14 protein-coding genes are annotated in these 15,643 nt (G+C 56.2%); 8 read left to right on the top strand and 6 right to left on the bottom strand.

The window, feature by feature from the left end; translation table 11 throughout:
- Positions 1 to 2 precede the first annotated feature (2 nt).
- Positions 3 to 1,337, top strand: a complete 1,335-nt coding sequence (hslU, locus tag E7738_RS14535; protein ID WP_021506842.1) for an HslU--HslV peptidase ATPase subunit — start codon at positions 3 to 5, stop codon at positions 1,335 to 1,337.
- 149 nt (positions 1,338 to 1,486) lie between these two features.
- Positions 1,487 to 1,849: a YibL family ribosome-associated protein gene (locus tag E7738_RS14530; protein WP_021506843.1), complete on the top strand. Its 363-nt coding sequence runs from the start codon at positions 1,487 to 1,489 to the stop codon at positions 1,847 to 1,849.
- Positions 1,850 to 1,855: 6 nt separating this feature from the next.
- Here the strand turns inward: E7738_RS14530 and E7738_RS14525 are convergent, their stop codons facing one another.
- The 3 genes from E7738_RS14525 to E7738_RS14515 all read right to left on the bottom strand — a co-directional run bounded on the left by E7738_RS14525 (position 1,856) and on the right by E7738_RS14515 (position 4,797).
- Positions 1,856 to 2,818 (bottom strand): VirK/YbjX family protein, encoded by a 963-nt coding sequence (locus E7738_RS14525; protein ID WP_394515741.1) that lies wholly within the window; start codon positions 2,816 to 2,818, stop codon positions 1,856 to 1,858.
- Positions 2,819 to 2,995: 177 nt separating this feature from the next.
- Positions 2,996 to 3,613: a superoxide dismutase [Mn] gene (gene sodA, locus E7738_RS14520; RefSeq protein ID WP_021506845.1), complete on the bottom strand. Its 618-nt coding sequence runs from the start codon at positions 3,611 to 3,613 to the stop codon at positions 2,996 to 2,998.
- A gap of 158 nt (positions 3,614 to 3,771) precedes the next feature.
- On the bottom strand, positions 3,772 to 4,797 hold the full coding sequence (locus E7738_RS14515; RefSeq protein ID WP_021506846.1) for a LacI family DNA-binding transcriptional regulator: 1,026 nt from the start codon (positions 4,795 to 4,797) through the stop codon (positions 3,772 to 3,774).
- A gap of 312 nt (positions 4,798 to 5,109) precedes the next feature.
- Between E7738_RS14515 and E7738_RS14510 the strand changes: the two genes are divergently transcribed.
- The 4 genes from E7738_RS14510 to alsE are packed head-to-tail and all read left to right on the top strand — an operon-like array spanning position 5,110 to position 7,864.
- The gene (locus E7738_RS14510; RefSeq protein WP_021506847.1) at positions 5,110 to 5,550 is read left to right on the top strand and encodes a PTS sugar transporter subunit IIA; all 441 of its coding nucleotides are present in this window, start codon (positions 5,110 to 5,112) and stop codon (positions 5,548 to 5,550) included.
- Positions 5,551 to 5,569: 19 nt separating this feature from the next.
- Positions 5,570 to 5,836 carry a PTS sugar transporter subunit IIB gene (locus E7738_RS14505; protein ID WP_021313417.1) on the top strand — a complete coding sequence of 89 codons (267 nt, stop codon included), beginning with the start codon at positions 5,570 to 5,572 and terminating at the stop codon, positions 5,834 to 5,836.
- Between the two features lie 35 nt (positions 5,837 to 5,871).
- On the top strand, positions 5,872 to 7,134 hold the full coding sequence (locus E7738_RS14500; RefSeq protein WP_150361695.1) for a PTS ascorbate transporter subunit IIC: 1,263 nt from the start codon (positions 5,872 to 5,874) through the stop codon (positions 7,132 to 7,134).
- A 49-nt stretch (positions 7,135 to 7,183) separates the two neighbouring features.
- The gene (gene alsE, locus E7738_RS14495) at positions 7,184 to 7,864 is read left to right on the top strand and encodes a D-allulose 6-phosphate 3-epimerase (RefSeq protein WP_021506849.1); all 681 of its coding nucleotides are present in this window, start codon (positions 7,184 to 7,186) and stop codon (positions 7,862 to 7,864) included.
- A 92-nt stretch (positions 7,865 to 7,956) separates the two neighbouring features.
- On the opposite strand, the gene E7738_RS14490 is transcribed toward alsE, so the two are convergent.
- Entirely contained in the window at positions 7,957 to 9,297 is a 1,341-nt protein-coding gene (locus E7738_RS14490) for an aspartate aminotransferase family protein (RefSeq protein ID WP_394515740.1), read from the bottom strand.
- Positions 9,298 to 9,470: 173 nt separating this feature from the next.
- Between E7738_RS14490 and E7738_RS14485 the strand changes: the two genes are divergently transcribed.
- On the top strand, positions 9,471 to 10,244 hold the full coding sequence (locus E7738_RS14485) for a DeoR/GlpR family DNA-binding transcription regulator (protein WP_088516188.1): 774 nt from the start codon (positions 9,471 to 9,473) through the stop codon (positions 10,242 to 10,244).
- Positions 10,245 to 10,295: 51 nt separating this feature from the next.
- Here E7738_RS14485 and E7738_RS14480 read toward each other — a convergent pair whose 3' ends face one another.
- Together E7738_RS14480 and fdhD are read right to left on the bottom strand one after the other, a co-directional pair.
- On the bottom strand, positions 10,296 to 11,411 hold the full coding sequence (locus tag E7738_RS14480) for a glycosyltransferase family 9 protein (protein ID WP_394515739.1): 1,116 nt from the start codon (positions 11,409 to 11,411) through the stop codon (positions 10,296 to 10,298).
- A 204-nt stretch (positions 11,412 to 11,615) separates the two neighbouring features.
- Complete coding sequence (fdhD, locus tag E7738_RS14475) at positions 11,616 to 12,446, bottom strand: formate dehydrogenase accessory sulfurtransferase FdhD (protein WP_058758153.1); 831 nt, start codon at positions 12,444 to 12,446, stop codon at positions 11,616 to 11,618.
- Between the two features lie 143 nt (positions 12,447 to 12,589).
- Between fdhD and fdnG the strand changes: the two genes are divergently transcribed.
- Positions 12,590 to 15,637: a formate dehydrogenase-N subunit alpha gene (gene fdnG, locus E7738_RS14470; protein ID WP_394515738.1), complete on the top strand. Its 3,048-nt coding sequence runs from the start codon at positions 12,590 to 12,592 to the stop codon at positions 15,635 to 15,637.
- Positions 15,638 to 15,643 lie beyond the last annotated feature (6 nt).

Raw genomic sequence — 15,643 nt, 5'->3', positions numbered from 1 at the left:
CCATGTCTGAGATGACTCCACGCGAGATTGTCAGCGAGCTTAACCGCTTCATCATCGGCCAGGACGGCGCCAAAAAAGCGGTCGCCATTGCGCTGCGTAACCGCTGGCGCCGCATGCAGCTTGACGAAGAGCTGCGCCATGAAGTGACCCCAAAAAACATCCTGATGATCGGCCCGACCGGCGTCGGTAAAACCGAAATCGCCCGCCGTCTGGCGAAGCTGGCCAATGCGCCGTTCATCAAAGTTGAAGCCACTAAATTCACCGAAGTGGGCTATGTCGGGAAAGAAGTGGATTCGATTATTCGCGATCTGACGGACTCCGCCATCAAGATGGTGCGCAGCCAGGCGATCGAGAAAAACAAATACCGCGCCGAAGAGATGGCAGAAGATCGCATTCTGGATGTGCTGATCCCGCCAGCGAAAAACAACTGGGGCCAGCCGGAGCAGAGCGCTGAGCCGTCCGCTGCGCGCCAGTCGTTCCGCAAAAAATTGCGCGAAGGCCAGCTCGATGACAAAGAGATTGAGATCGATCTGGCTGCTGCGCCGATGGGCGTTGAAATCATGGCGCCTCCGGGCATGGAAGAGATGACCAGCCAGCTGCAGTCGATGTTCCAGAACCTCGGCGGCCAGAAGCAGAAACCGCGTAAGCTGAAAATCAAAGACGCGATGAAGCTGCTGATTGAAGAAGAAGCGGCCAAGCTGGTGAACCCGGAAGAGCTGAAGCAGGACGCCATCGACGCGGTTGAACAGCACGGTATCGTGTTCATCGACGAAATCGACAAAATCTGTAAGCGCGGCGGCCAGTCGTCGGGCCCGGATGTGTCACGTGAAGGCGTACAGCGCGATCTGCTGCCGCTGGTGGAAGGCTGCACCGTGTCCACTAAACACGGCATGGTTAAAACCGACCATATCCTGTTTATCGCCTCCGGCGCGTTCCAGGTGGCCAGCCCGTCGGATCTGATTCCGGAGCTGCAGGGTCGTCTGCCGATTCGCGTTGAGCTGCAGGCGCTGACGGTCAATGATTTCGAACGCATCCTGACCGAGCCGAACGCGTCCGTGACCGTACAGTACAAAGCGCTGATGGGCACCGAAGGCGTTAACGTTGAATTCACCGAAGACGGCATTCGTCGCATCGCCGAAGCGGCGTGGCAGGTGAACGAAACCACCGAGAACATCGGTGCACGTCGTCTGCACACCGTGCTGGAGCGCCTGATGGAAGATATCTCCTACGACGCCAGCGATCGCCACGGCGAATCGATCACCATCGATGCCGAATACGTTGGTCAGCATCTGGATGAACTGGTGGCCGACGAAGATCTCAGCCGCTTCATTCTGTAATTCCAGTCAATACCCAGCCTTGCGCTGGGTATTTTTTTGCCCGCCCGCCGCGCTGTACCCGATTATCCCGTTGCCTCTGTTGTCGCTGCGCTGCAAAAGCGGGCGGATTTGATGTATCCTTTGCCTGTTTTCCTTAATGAGTTTTCCCAATGAAAGAACAAGAAAAAGCCGAGATTAAACGTCTCAGCGACCAGCTGGACGCGCTGAATCGCAAAGAACCGCAGCTGCTGGAAGCGGGCGATGCCGAAAAGCTTGGCGCGCTGCTGAAAGAGAAAGAGACGCTGGTGCAGGAGATAGAGCGTCTGCGCAACGTGCGCGAAGAGAAGCTGAGCAAAGAAGCCCAGCAGCTGAAAAAGCTGCCGTTCAGCCGTGAAATCACCAAAAAAGAGCAGGCGAACATGGGCGCGCTGAAGAAAAGCGTGCGCGGCCTGGTGGTGGTACACCCGATGACCGCGCTGGGACGCGAGATGGGGCTGAAGGTGATGACCGGCTACGCAAAGCAGCCGTTCTGATTGCCGTTACGCGGCGTGGACCACGTCGCGTTCTGCACCGGCAGCCTGCAGCACCTGCTGCGCCAGCGTATCCAGCAGGGCATAGCGGCGGCGATACTCCGCGCGCTTCTTGCTGGCAATCTCTTCCAGATCTTTACGTGCCATGCTCAGCGGCAGCGTAAACAGCTCATCACCCCGCATTTCCCCGCCCAGTGACAGCCAGAACTCGCTATAGCTGGCAAAGAATTTATCACCTTTGCTGTGACGGTAGCGCAGGCTGCGGAAAACATGGGTGGTATCACCGACGGCGGTAATGGCCTGTACGCCGCACTGTGCCGCCAGAATAAATACCGCTTCCATCAGCAGACGCTTAGGAAATACGCCGTGCGCGGCTTTGGTGGCATCGCGAATAACGTCACTGGAAATATGTTTCCGCGGCCCCTGCAAGCCCCCAATTAATAGCGTGCGCTGCTGCTGTTCCTGAATAATAGAGAATGACAGCGAGGCCAGCGTCATATCCTGATAATTAAGCAGCAGCGTAATTTCCCCTTCCCGGTCGTAATGGCCGGAGCAGCAATAAAGCGCAAATTGCTCCTCGTTTTTGCCGGTGAAACGGGCAAGGAGATTACCGCTCGGGCTCAGCAGCAACTGGCGCAGCTGATTATTCGCCAGCCGATCCATTAATTGATAATGATCGAGAATCGCCTGCGCACGCTGCGCCACGCTGAAACCGGCGCGCAAATACGGGCGATGCGGCTTAGCCGGCAGTAAGCCCTGGCTGCTTAACAGCTGCGGCAGAAAAGAGAGTTTGGCCAGCTGATGGAGATAATTAAAAGTGGTCAGTGGAAATACCGCTGACCTTAAGGCAAATTTCAGGCGAAATTGCTGGCTATTCCACAGCTTATTTGGCCGCAGCTTTCCACTGACTAAAGGTATAAACAGCGCGGCCGACGAAACGGAGTCCGGCTCAGAATGTGTAATAATAGACATGATTATTTTTACGTCGCGAGATAACTGAAGGCTACTGTATGCCCCAAATTATCAACGGCGCGTTAATAACCACTTTAGCCTGGTCATGACGTGGAGTTTGTTGAGCTGCGGTTTAGGATGGTGATAAAAAAACCGGTGCACGCAGGCACCGGTTATTCACATAGCGTAAGCCAGAACTTATTTTGCCGAGGCGAAACGTGCCGCTGCTTCGTCCCAGTTCACCACGTTCCAGAACGCTTTGATGTAGTCAGGGCGCTTGTTCTGATACTTCAGATAGTAAGCGTGCTCCCACACATCCAGACCGATGATTGGGAAACCAGACACGCCGGCGATGGCTTCACCCATCAGCGGGTTGTCCTGGTTAGCGGTTGAAACGACCGCCAGCTTATCGCCTTTTTTCACCAGCCACGCCCAGCCAGAGCCAAAACGGGTCGCAGCCGCTTTCTCGAACTCTTCCTGGAATTTCTCAACGCTACCGAAATCTTTTTCGATTGCCGCTTTCAGGTCGCCCTGCAGCGTGGTGCCGGTTTTCAGGCCTTTCCAAAACAGGCTGTGGTTAGCGTGGCCGCCAGCGTTGTTACGCAGTGGGCCTTTTTTGTCTGCTGGCAGCTGATCCAGTTTGGTGATCAGTTCATCAACCGGCAGGTTTGCGAATTCGGTACCTTCCAGCGCCGCGTTGGCGTTGTTAACGTAGGTCTGGTGATGTTTAGTGTGATGGATTTCCATCGTCTGCTTGTCGAAGTGCGGTTCCAGTGCGTCGTAGGCGTACGGCAGGGATGGCAGTGAATAACTCATGTTCTTCCTCTCCATTTAGTGTTTGGCAGCACAACCTTGCTGGTGTGCCGCATAAGCAGTCGGATCATTATAGTTAAAATCATGATCCGGAAAAGGGTTATCAATGCCTTAGTAATGATAAGGATTTGATCAATCTGGCAAAAGGTGCGCACACACGGCTACACCTTGTGCGTACTGGCGCGCAGCTTAAGCTGCACTGGCAGCTCATTGATGGCAGGCGGCTCGTCGCCGTTGAGCGCCGCCAGCAGGCGTTTACCGGCCATGCGTCCCATCTCCTCGTACGGCAGCACAATGCTGGTCAGCGGCGGCGAACATACCGCCGCCAGCGGGCCACCGCCGATGCTGGCAATCGCCAGCTGGCTGGGCACCGAGACGCCGGCTGCGTGACAGGCCATGATGGCGCCGCACGCCACTTCATCGCTGGTACAGATCAGGACGTCCAGTTCCGGCCAGGTGAGACGGATCTCTGCCAGCAGGCTGTGGCCAGCGGCAAAGGTGGGCATTTTTGGTGAGGTCACTACGCGGTGCGGTGCCAGATTCAGCGCCAGCATCCCGCTGTGCCAGCCATTGAGCAGCTGACGGAAAATAGTGCTATGCGTTTGTGTGCACAGCAGGCCGGGATGGCGATAGCCGCGCTCTACCAGGCTGTTTACCAGCTGACGAATGGCTTTCGCATAGTCCACGCCGATGCTGATGCCGGCAGAATCCTGATGCACGCCACCGATGTCCATCACCGGCAGGCCGGAGTTGCTCAGCAGGCGCTGCGCTTCGGCGGCATTGTCGAAATTGAAGTGCACCATCGCGGCCGGGTTGTAAGAGAGCAGCATCTCGATCAGCTCGCTCTCCTCCGCCGCCGAATGATTGGCTTCGGCCAGCATCATGTTATAGCCCTGCGGCCGCAGCACCTCCTGCAGCGCCTCTGACACAATCGCGCTGCCCGGCGTAGCAAAAGAAGGTACCACCATGGTGATCAGCCGCGACGAGGCTGACGCCAGGTTACGCGCCTGCACGTTGGGCACATAGGCCAGTTCCGCGACGGCCGCGTCGATCCTTGCGCGAATTTCGGGCGACACTTTCTCCGGCATACGCAAAGCGCGCGACGCCGTCATGGCGCTGACACCGACCAAACGGGCAACATCGGCCAGCGTGCTTTTGCCGGTACTGCGCCGTCGTTTTTCTGTCATGCGTTCTCCTGTCTCTACCCTGCTGGTTCCGGGTAGCGCTCGATTTATCCGCACGCAGCTTAAAACCAAAAGCAAATTGGTGCCATGTTAAAAACCACAGAATCGGGCATGTCTCATTGGCTGCGTGATTTTCGCTGGCCTGAGCATGTCACCCCGGCCTCAGCGTGACAAACCGCGCGCGCAAAAATGTTATCGCTAACACACTTTTTAACATCATTCGTGTTAGCGCTAACTTTTGCGAGCAACATCACAGAACCCAGGCGATAAAATCACCTACAGTGCACCGCATCGACGAATAAACAGGAATTACTGATGCTCACTCAATGGCTGACACCGCAACATATCCGGGTAATAGACGACGTTAGCGACTGGCAGGAAGCGGTGCGTTTATCGGCCGAGCCGCTGCTGGCGGAGGGGGCAATTACCCCGGCTTATCTGGATGCGATCTTTACCTCGCATGCTGAGCTGGGTCCCTATTATGTGCTGGCGCCGGGTCTGGCGATGCCGCATGCGCGTCCGGAACAGGGTGCGCGCAAAAACGGCCTGTCGCTGCTGCATGTAAAACAAGGCGTGAATTTTGCCGCCGATGAAAACGACCCGGTATTTGTCGTTATTATGCTGTGCGCCCTGTCTGGCGACGATCATATTCAGATGATCACCGCGCTGGCTGAGGTGTTCAGCGACGAATCCCGCCTGCAGCAGTTGCTGTCGGCATCGACCCTGCCAGCGATTGAAGCTGTCATTAAAGATTAATCACCAGAGAAACCTGAAAATGAAAAAAGTACTGATTGTGTGTGGAAACGGTTTAGGCAGCAGCTTCATTGTGGAAATGAACGTGAAGAAAATTATTAAGGAGCTGGGTAAAGAGGCTGAAGTGGGTCATACCGATTTAACCTCTGCCAAATCTGAGCAGGCCGATATTATCATCAGCGCTAAAGATATCGCTGACCAGCTGTCGAGCCACAGCGCACAGGTATTTGGCCTGAGCAATTTACTGGATAACGCCAGAATCAAAGAAATTCTCGCCGACAACCTGTAATTGACCCGACGAAATTTACTCACACGGAGTAATTTATGCTGCAGTTTATAATTAAGGATGTTCTTGGAACACCCGCTATACTTGTCGGCCTTTTTTCCCTGATTGGTTTATTACTGCAAAAGAAACCGGTATCCGATGTGATTTCCGGTACGCTAAAAACCATCATGGGTTTTGTTATTCTTATCGCCGGGGCCAACTTAATTGCGGCCACCCTGACCATCTTCAGCCAGCTATTCGAGCACTCGTTCAATATTCAGGGCGTAGTGCCGAATACTGATGCAATGGCCGCGCTGGCACAGAAAAACTACGGTACCGAAACCGCGATGATCATGGTGTTCGGTATGCTGGTGAATATTGTGCTGGCGCGCATCACGCCGCTGAAATACATCTTCCTGACCGGGCACCATACGCTGTATATGTCGGCGATGCTGGCGGTGATCCTGTCAGTGGGCGGCGTGCACGGCTTCTGGCTGGTGCTGATCGGCTCGCTGATTCTCGGCACCATGATGGTGGTATGTCCGGCGATTCTGCAGCCGTTCACCCGCAAAATCACCAACTCGGACGACCTGGCGCTGGGCCACTTTGGCTCCACCGGCTACCTGTTGTCAGCGCTGGTTGGCAAAGCGGTGGGCAAAGGCAGCCCGTCAATTGAAGAGCTGAAAGTACCGAAAACCCTCAACTTCCTGCGCGACTCGTCCGTGGCAATTTCGCTGACCATGATGATTCTGTTTATCGCGCTGGTACTGGTCGCCGGTAAAGAGTTTACCGAAAGCCAGGTGAGCGGCGGCCAGAACTTCATCGTCTTTGCCATTATCCAGTCAATCACCTTTGCTGCGGGTGTTTACATCATTCTTGCCGGTGTACGCATGGTGATTGCCGAGATCGTCCCGGCGTTCAAAGGCATCGCCGATAAACTGGTGCCGAACGCAAAACCAGCGCTGGATTGCCCGACGGTCTTCCCGTTCGCGCCGAACGCCGTGATCATCGGCTTCCTGTGCAGCTTCGCCGCCGGTCTGATCAGCATGTTCCTGTGCCCGCTGTTCGGTCTGAGCGTGATTGTGCCGGGCCTGGTGCCGCACTTCTTCTGCGGCGCGACCGCTGGCGTCTACGGCAACATCACCGGCGGACGGCGCGGTGCCATCATCGGTTCCTTTGTCCAGGGGCTGCTGATCTCCTTCCTGCCCGCCATTCTGCTGCCGCTGATGGGTGACCTTGGCTTCGCGTCCACCACCTTTGGTGATGCGGACTTCGGTATCGTCGGCATTGTGCTCGGCCACATTATTTCGTTCTTCCATTGATGTCACAGACAGCGCCTGCGGGCGCTGTTTGCGTAATGAGGAAATCAGCATGAACGCCCGCTTTTCACCGTCCCTGATGTGCATGGATTTGACCCGCTTCCGCGAGCAGATCGAAGCGATGAACGCCAGCGCCTCGTTCTATCATGTCGATATTATGGATGGCAGCTATGTTAAGAATATTACGCTGTCGCCGTTCTTTATTGAGAACCTGCGTAAAATTACCGATGTGCCGATTGATGTGCATTTAATGGTGAACCACCCGGAAGATATTATTCCGATGTGCATTGATGCCGGCGCGGATATTATCAGTTTCCATCCGGAGACGGCGAATAACAAAATTTTTCGTCTGCTGACACAAATTAAAGAGGCTGGCCGTCGCTGCGGCGTGGTGCTGAATCCGGCTACGCCAGCCGATAGCATTCGTGAATATGCGCATCTGCTGGATAAAGTGACGGTGATGTCAGTCGATCCCGGTTTCGCCGGACAGAAATTTATTCCGGAAACGCTGAACAAAATTCGCCAGCTGATCGCCATGCGGGAAACGCACGGTTATCACTATCTGACCGAAATCGATGGGTCGTGCAACGCGCGCACCTTTAAGCAGATTGCCGCCTCGGGCGTCGACGTGTTTATTGTCGGCACCTCCGGCCTGTTCAATCTCGACGATGATGTGGCACAGGCGTGGCAGAAGATGGAGCAGATTTTTGCGCAGGAAACTGCCGCGGCGTGATGTCCTTTCGCGCCCTGCCAGATGCGCATCAACGCGCATCTGGCACATTATGCTGACGGGTTGCCATTCATGGCGACCTGATATCTGAGTAATTAACGCCCCAGCTCGGTCAGCGACTTATCCAGCGCTCCCACCAGCCAGTCGATATCACCGCTCTGGAACGCCAGCGGCGGACGCAGTTTCAGCACGTTGCCGTACGGCCCGGCCACCGACGTCAGCACATGGTGATCGCGCAGCTTCTCGATCAAATCCAGCGCCAGCGCTTTGTCCGGCGTCTTACTGCTGCGATCCTGCACCAGCTCAAACCCAATAAACAGCCCGGCACCGCGCACATCACCAATGCAGTCATGGCGATCCATCAGCTTCTGCAGCTCCGCCAGCAGCTGTGCGCCGACCACGCGGCTATGCTCCTGCAGCCCCTCTTCCTGAATCACCGTCAGCACCGCCTGCGCAGCGGCCATCGCCACCGGATTGCCGCCGAAAGTATTGAAATAAGGGATCTCGTCGCTGAACGCGGCCAGCACGTCGCTTTTCGCCAGCAGGCCGGAAACCGGAATACCGTTGCCCATCGGCTTACCGGTGGTGACCACATCCGGCACCACGCCGTGACGGGCAAAGCCCCAGAAGGCATCGCCGGTGCGGGCAAAGCCGGGCTGCACTTCATCAGCGATAAAAATGCCGCCGTTAGCATGCACCACATCCACCGCTTGCTGCAGGAATCCGCGCGGATTAGGCAGCACGCCGTCGGAGGAGAAGATCGAGTCGGCGAGGAAACCGGCGAATTTAATGCCGTGCGCTTTCATGTCATCAATCTGCTGCTGAATCTGATCGGCGAACCATGCACCAAGGTCGGGCGCATCGACACGATAAGCATCTGGCGGTGGCACCAGGCGGGTGGTCGCGGCCAGCGGCTGACCGCTACCCAGCGCCGGTGACGCGCCAGAGGTCAAATCACTGGTACCGTGGTACGCCTCCTGCGAGACAATAATGCCGGTGCCGCCGCTCCAGGCGCGCGCCACGCGAATCGCCAAATCGTTGGCTTCTGAGCCGGTACACATATACATGGCGCGGTCGATGGCTTCCGGCGTGGTCGCCAGCAACGCTTCGCTGTAGTCAAGAATGCGCTCGTGCAGATAACGCGTGTGCGTGTTCAGCATCTTCATCTGCTGATTCACCGCCTCAATGACCGCCGGATGGCAGTGGCCGATACTCGCCACATTGTTATACACATCCAGATATTTGTTACCCGCCGCATCCCACAAATACTGCCCTTCGCCGCGCACCAGATGCACCGGCTTGCGATAAAACAGACGATACGATTCGCCCAGCATTTTGCTGCGCTTATCCGTCAGAGTGCGGGTGGCCGGATCCAGCGCGTCGGCGTGTTCGGCGCGAAAACTGTTGGTATCCATGATGGTGGAACGTGTAACCATGGTAACTCCCGTTGCGAAGGTGAAAGGGGTGTTTGCAGCCTGATCTCTGCGAACATCATGCCTGCTTTAGTGAAAAATGCAACCAAATACACAAATACAACCAAATACACATGACGCCACGATGACACTCAGGTAAGCTTAGGCCCAGCTTCGCTCTGCCACAGGGAAACGTCATGCTGCAGGAAACCCGTTTACATCGCATCCGCGCGCTGCTGAGCACGCAACATCAGCTCAGCACTGAACGCATCATCAAAGAGCTGGGCATTTCGCGGGAAACGGCACGGCGCGATATCATTTCGCTTGAGGCGCAGGGGCTGGCGCGCCGCGTACATGGCGGTCTGGTGGCGCTGGAGAGCCCGCCGGAGCCACCGCTGCAGGTGCGCCGTAACGCACAGGCGAGAGAGAAACGCGCGATTGCCGCCGCGGCGGTACAACATCTGCAGCCCGGCCAGACGCTGTTCCTCGATGCCGGCACCACCACCACGCTGCTGGCTGAAGAGCTGCGCACCATGTCCGGCCTGACCATCATCACCAACAGTCTGCAGGCGGCACTGGCGCTCAGCGCGGCCGAAGAGCATGAAACCCTGAATAACCAGGTGCTGCTGCTGGGCGGCATGATGATGGCCGGCGCGCAGCAGACGCGGGGAGAAATGACGGTGGGGGAAATTTATCGATATCGCGCCGACGTGGCGCTGCTGTCACCGGTCGGCATCGATGCCCGAAACGGCGCCAGCAGCTTCCATCCGCATGAAGCCGCCATCGCGCACGCCATGGTACAGCAGGCCAGCCGCACCCTGCTGCTGGCGGATCACAGCAAACTCGGCGTGATCAGCCGTACCCAGTACGCCCCTGTCGGCGATATCGATCTGTTGATTTGCGACGGCGGCGCGGCAAAGCCCGGTGCGCTCAGCGCTCTGCAGCAGGCGTTAGCGGTGCAGGTGGTGTAAGGAACTGCCCGATGCACGGTCACCGTACTGACGGCACAGTGACCTCATCGATTATGGCTGAACCAGCGTGTGGATTTTTTGGCTTATTTTCTCAACCAGCCGTCCGTCATTTTTAAAAACAAACTCATCGGAAAATATCTGATGGCCGTTACTGTAGCCAGGCGACCACAGCTGATTATTTTTCAATGAGTCCTGATAGATGCCAACCAGGGCTTTGTTATAAGCCGCCGAGATATGCACCACGGCGGTATCGGGAGTAATCACGCAATCACTTTGCTTAACCGCAGCGAAAGCGTGATACAGCGAGGGAACGCGGTATAACTTCGCGGGGTGCAGCGACGCCTGTTCCAGCGCGCCTTTGTGATCGAGCACCACGATATTGGTGGCCGCATTGTGCCTGACAATCGCCCCGATTAGCTCATTCAGCTGCTGCTCAGAGAGGTCACGATCGGCATGACTGGCATAAATATTGATTAAAATATTGTGCTCATCAGCGGAAAACATGCCGGACTGGTGAATTTCGGCATCAATGCGCTCAGGGTAAAATATTTCATAATTCAGCCCATCAACCGTCTCAACCTGAAGATAGTCAAGAACCGCACGATAGATATTTTTAACGTGGTTATTAAGGTGATCGAACTGAATGTTAATATCGTAGGGTTTAAGCCAGCCAGGCTTGTTGAAACCCAGCGTCATTTTAGGATTGATATCGGCAATCATTTTGGGCATATACAGCGCGGTTTGCCAGATAGCCGTATCGATCAATAAATCGTAAGCATTGTCTCTCAGGAGGGTAACGACCTCACTCCCAATGGCGGTGTCATATTTATCGCGCTGATGACAATCGCTGAAACTCTCCGAGAGATAGATGTTGTGAATATACGGATTATGTCGGAAAAGGCTCTCATTCTCCTTTACCGCCAGAATATCTACACGATACCCGGCTTCAAACAGCGCTCTGAGAAAACACGTAGAAACGATGGCATCGCCGATTTTACCTTCATTGCGAACCAGCAGAATGGATTTGATATCCTGTCTATTCGGTTTGTGGCATGAAGACTTTTTCCATTTCCTTGCTGCAAAATAAAGATCAAGAGAGTATTTAATCTCTTTCTTTAAATAATTACGCCTGCGATTCAGCTGTCGCAGCTTTTTAATTAAAGCCATAATGAGTATATTATTATTGATTGAGACGTTAATGATAGCGCATCAACTTCTTCATTCCTATCAAAAGAATGTCACATTAAAAACTATTGCATGCATATTATTTAGCAGGCTAACCAGAAAAAGCGCAGCGTAATAAAAGATTGCCTGACACCTCCCGGTACGCCGCATGCCGCGAACGGTGAGATTCCCGGCATATATCGCACATCAACCGTTGATCAGACGCTGCGGATGGCTGTACACCGTGGCGCGTCCCGGTTTAGAAAAACCCACCAGCGTCAGGTTACAGCGCTCGGCCACCTCAACCGCCAGCTGGGTGGCGGCCGAGACGGCAAACAGGATCTCTACGCCGCACATGGCAGATTTTTGCACCATCTCATAGCTGGCGCGGCTGGAAACCAGCACCGCGCCCTGCTGCCAGTGCTGCTGGCTGCGCTGACCCAGCAGCTTATCCAGCGCCACATGGCGACCCACGTCTTCGCAGCCGCCCTGCAGTTCGCCCTGCGGCGACATCCACGCGGCGGCGTGCGTACAGCCGGTCAGATTGCCGATGGGCTGGAAATCGCGCAGCTGTGCCAGGCCGTTATCGAGGCAGGCCAGATCGAAGGTCTGCGTAAACGGCAGCGGCTGCACCGGCTTGCCGATTTGATCCAGCTGCTCCACCCCACATACGCCGCAACCGGTGCGGCCCGCCATGGCGCGACGCTGCGCCTTCAGCGCCATAAAACGCCTACTGGAGAGTTCGATCTGCACTTCGAACCCATTGCAGCCCGGCACCACATCCATGCCATAGATCTCGCCGGGTTGCTCAATAATGCCTTCGGAGAGCGAAAAACCGAGCGCAAAAGCCTGCAGATTATCCGGCGTTGCCATCATCACCACGTGTGAAATGCCGTTGTAGACCAGCGCCACCGGCACTTCCTGCGCCAGCCAGTCGCTTTCCGCTTCAGTAATCGCGTGGCGCTGCCATACGGTAGTCTGGCTCAGTCCTGCGATCTCATTCACATTCTGGTTACTTTTTTGCTGTTTCGCTTTCACTTCTCTCGTCTCGCATAACAACCACATTAAAGTAGTGGTAATATCAGGTCGCTTTTGACGCAATCCTGCGTGGAGCCATTCTGAACCCCGGCTTCATCCAGCGCAAAAAAATTATTACAGCAATGTCGACTCAAGGATTACCCATGAACGTCAGCCGAAGAAAATTCTTCAAGATCTGCGCTGGCGGTATGGCAGGAACCACGGCAGCCCTGCTCGGCTTTACGCCGGAAGCCGCGCTGGCGGAAACACGGCAGTATAAGTTGCTGCGTGCCCGCGAAACCCGTAATACCTGCACTTACTGCTCAGTCGGCTGTGGCCTGTTAATGTACAGCCTCGGCGATGGCGCGAAAAACGCCAAAGAGACCATTTTCCACATCGAAGGGGATCCGGACCATCCGGTGAGCCGCGGCGCGCTCTGTCCGAAAGGCGCGGGCCTGCTTGATTTTGTCCACAGCGACAGCCGTCTGAAATATCCGGAATACCGTGCGCCAGGCTCCGACAAATGGCAGCGCATCAGCTGGGATGACGCCTTTACGCGCATCGCGCAGCTGATGAAAGCCGATCGCGACGCCAACTTTATCGCGCAGAACGCCGCCGGCGTGACGGTAAACCGCTGGCTCTCCACCGGCATGCTGTGCGCTTCGGCCTCCAGCAACGAAACCGGCTACTTAACGCAAAAATTTACCCGATCGCTCGGTATGCTGGCGGTCGACAACCAGGCACGCGTCTGACACGGACCAACGGTAGCAAGTCTTGCTCCAACATTTGGTCGCGGTGCGATGACCAACCACTGGGTCGACATCCGTAATGCCAATCTGGTTGTGGTGATGGGCGGAAACGCTGCTGAGGCGCATCCGGTCGGTTTCCGCTGGGCGATGGAAGCCAAAATTCACAACAAAGCCAAACTGATTGTTATCGATCCGCGCTTCACGCGCACGGCATCGGTGGCAGATTTTTACACGCCGATTCGCTCCGGTACCGACATTGCCTTCCTGTCGGGCGTACTGCTGTGGCTGCTGCAGAATGACAAAATCCAGCATGAATATGTACAGGCGTACACTAACGCCAGCCTGATCGTGCGGGAGGATTATCATTTTGATGACGGCCTGTTCAGCGGCTACGACGAAGCCAACCGCAAATATGACAAAACCAGCTGGAACTACGAGCTGGGCGACGACGGCTTTGCCAAACGCGATGACAGCCTGAGCCATCCGCGCTGCGTGTGGAACCTGCTGAAGCAGCACGTCAGCCGCTACACGCCGGAAATGGTCGAACGCATCTGCGGCACGCCAAAGGCGGATTTCCTGCACGTCTGTGAGCTGATTGGCGAAACCAGCGCGCGCGACCGCACCACCTCGTTCCTGTATGCGCTAGGCTGGACACAGCACTCCGTCGGGGCGCAGAACATCCGCACCATGGCGATGATCCAGCTGCTGCTGGGCAATATGGGGATGGCCGGCGGCGGCGTCAATGCGCTGCGCGGACACTCCAATATTCAGGGTCTGACCGATCTCGGCCTGCTGTCGCAAAGCCTGCCGGGCTATATGACGCTGCCGTCGGAAAAACAGACCGATCTCACCAGCTATCTGGCGGCGAACACGCCGAAGCCGACGCTGCCGGGCCAGGTGAATTACTGGGGCAACTACCCGAAATTCTTCGTCAGCATGATGAAAGCCTTCTTTGGCGATAAAGCGCAGGCGGAGAACAGCTGGGGCTTTGACTGGCTGCCGAAGTGGGACAAAGGCTACGACGTGCTGCAGTACTTCGAGATGATGTCGCAGGGCAAGGTCAACGGCTATCTGTGCCAGGGCTTTAACCCGGTGGCGTCGTTCCCGAACAAGCGCAAAGTGATCGATTCGCTGTCGAAGCTGAAGTTCCTCGTCACCATCGACCCGCTCAACACCGAAACTTCGACCTTCTGGCAAAACCACGGCGAGTTTAACGATGTCGATCCGGCGCAGATTCAGACCGAAGTGTTCCGTCTGCCGTCGACCTGCTTTGCCGAGGAGAACGGCTCAATCGTCAACTCCGGCCGCTGGCTGCAGTGGCACTGGAAAGGTCAGGATGCGCCGGGCGAAGCGCTCAATGACGGTGAAATTCTCTCCGGTATCTATCTGCGCCTGCGTGAGATGTATGCGCGTGAAGGCGGTGCACAGCCAGAGCCGGTGCTGAACATGACCTGGAACTACCTGACGCCCGACAATCCGGCCTCGGAAGAGGTGGCGATGGAGAGCAACGGCAAGGCGCTGGCGGATATCTACGATGACAAAGGCACGCTGCTGGTGAAAAAAGGCCAGCAGCTCAGCACTTTTGCCCATCTGAAAGATGACGGCAGCACCAGCAGCGGCTGCTGGATTTTCGCCGGTAGCTGGACACCCGACGGTAACCAGATGGCACGCCGCGATAACACCGATCCGAGCGGGCTGGGCAATACGCTGAACTGGAGCTGGGCGTGGCCGCTGAACCGCCGCATCCTGTATAACCGCGCCTCCGCCGACCCGCAGGGCAACCCGTGGGATCCGAAACGCCAGATCCTCAAATGGGATGGCAGCAAGTGGGGCGGTATGGATATTCCGGACTACAGCACGGCCGCGCCGGGCAGTAACGTCGGGCCGTTTATCATGCAGCCGGAAGGCATGGGCCGCCTGTTCGCCATCGACAAAATGGCAGAAGGACCGTTCCCGGAGCACTACGAGCCGTTTGAAACGCCGCTCGGCACCAATCCGCTGCATCCTGACGTGGTCTCCAACCCGGCCGCGCGCGTGTTCAAAGACGATCTGGCGGCGATGGGCAAAGCGGAGCAGTTCCCGTATGTCGGCACCACGTATCGTCTGACCGAGCATTTCCACTACTGGACCAAACACGCGTTGCTCAACGCCATCGCGCAGCCGGAACAGTTTGTGGAGATTGGCGAGAAGCTGGCGAACAAGCTCGGCATCGCCCAGGGCGATACGGTGAAGGTGAGTTCCAACCGCGGCTATATCAAAGCCAAAGCGGTGGTCACCAAGCGCCTGCGTCCGCTCAACGTCGATGGCAAAACTGTCGATACCATTGGCATCCCGATTCACTGGGGCTATCAGGGCGTGGCGAAAAAAGGCTTTATCGCCAATACCCTGACGCCGTTTGTCGGTGACGCCAACACGCAAACGCCGGAGTTTAAGGCGTTCCTGGTTAACGTCGAGAAGGTGTAACGGAGA

It is taken from the genome of Pantoea sp. SGAir0430, assembly GCF_043549295.1.
Note: the sequence above shows the minus strand (reverse complement) of the source record. Positions and strands in the feature narration are given on the sequence as shown.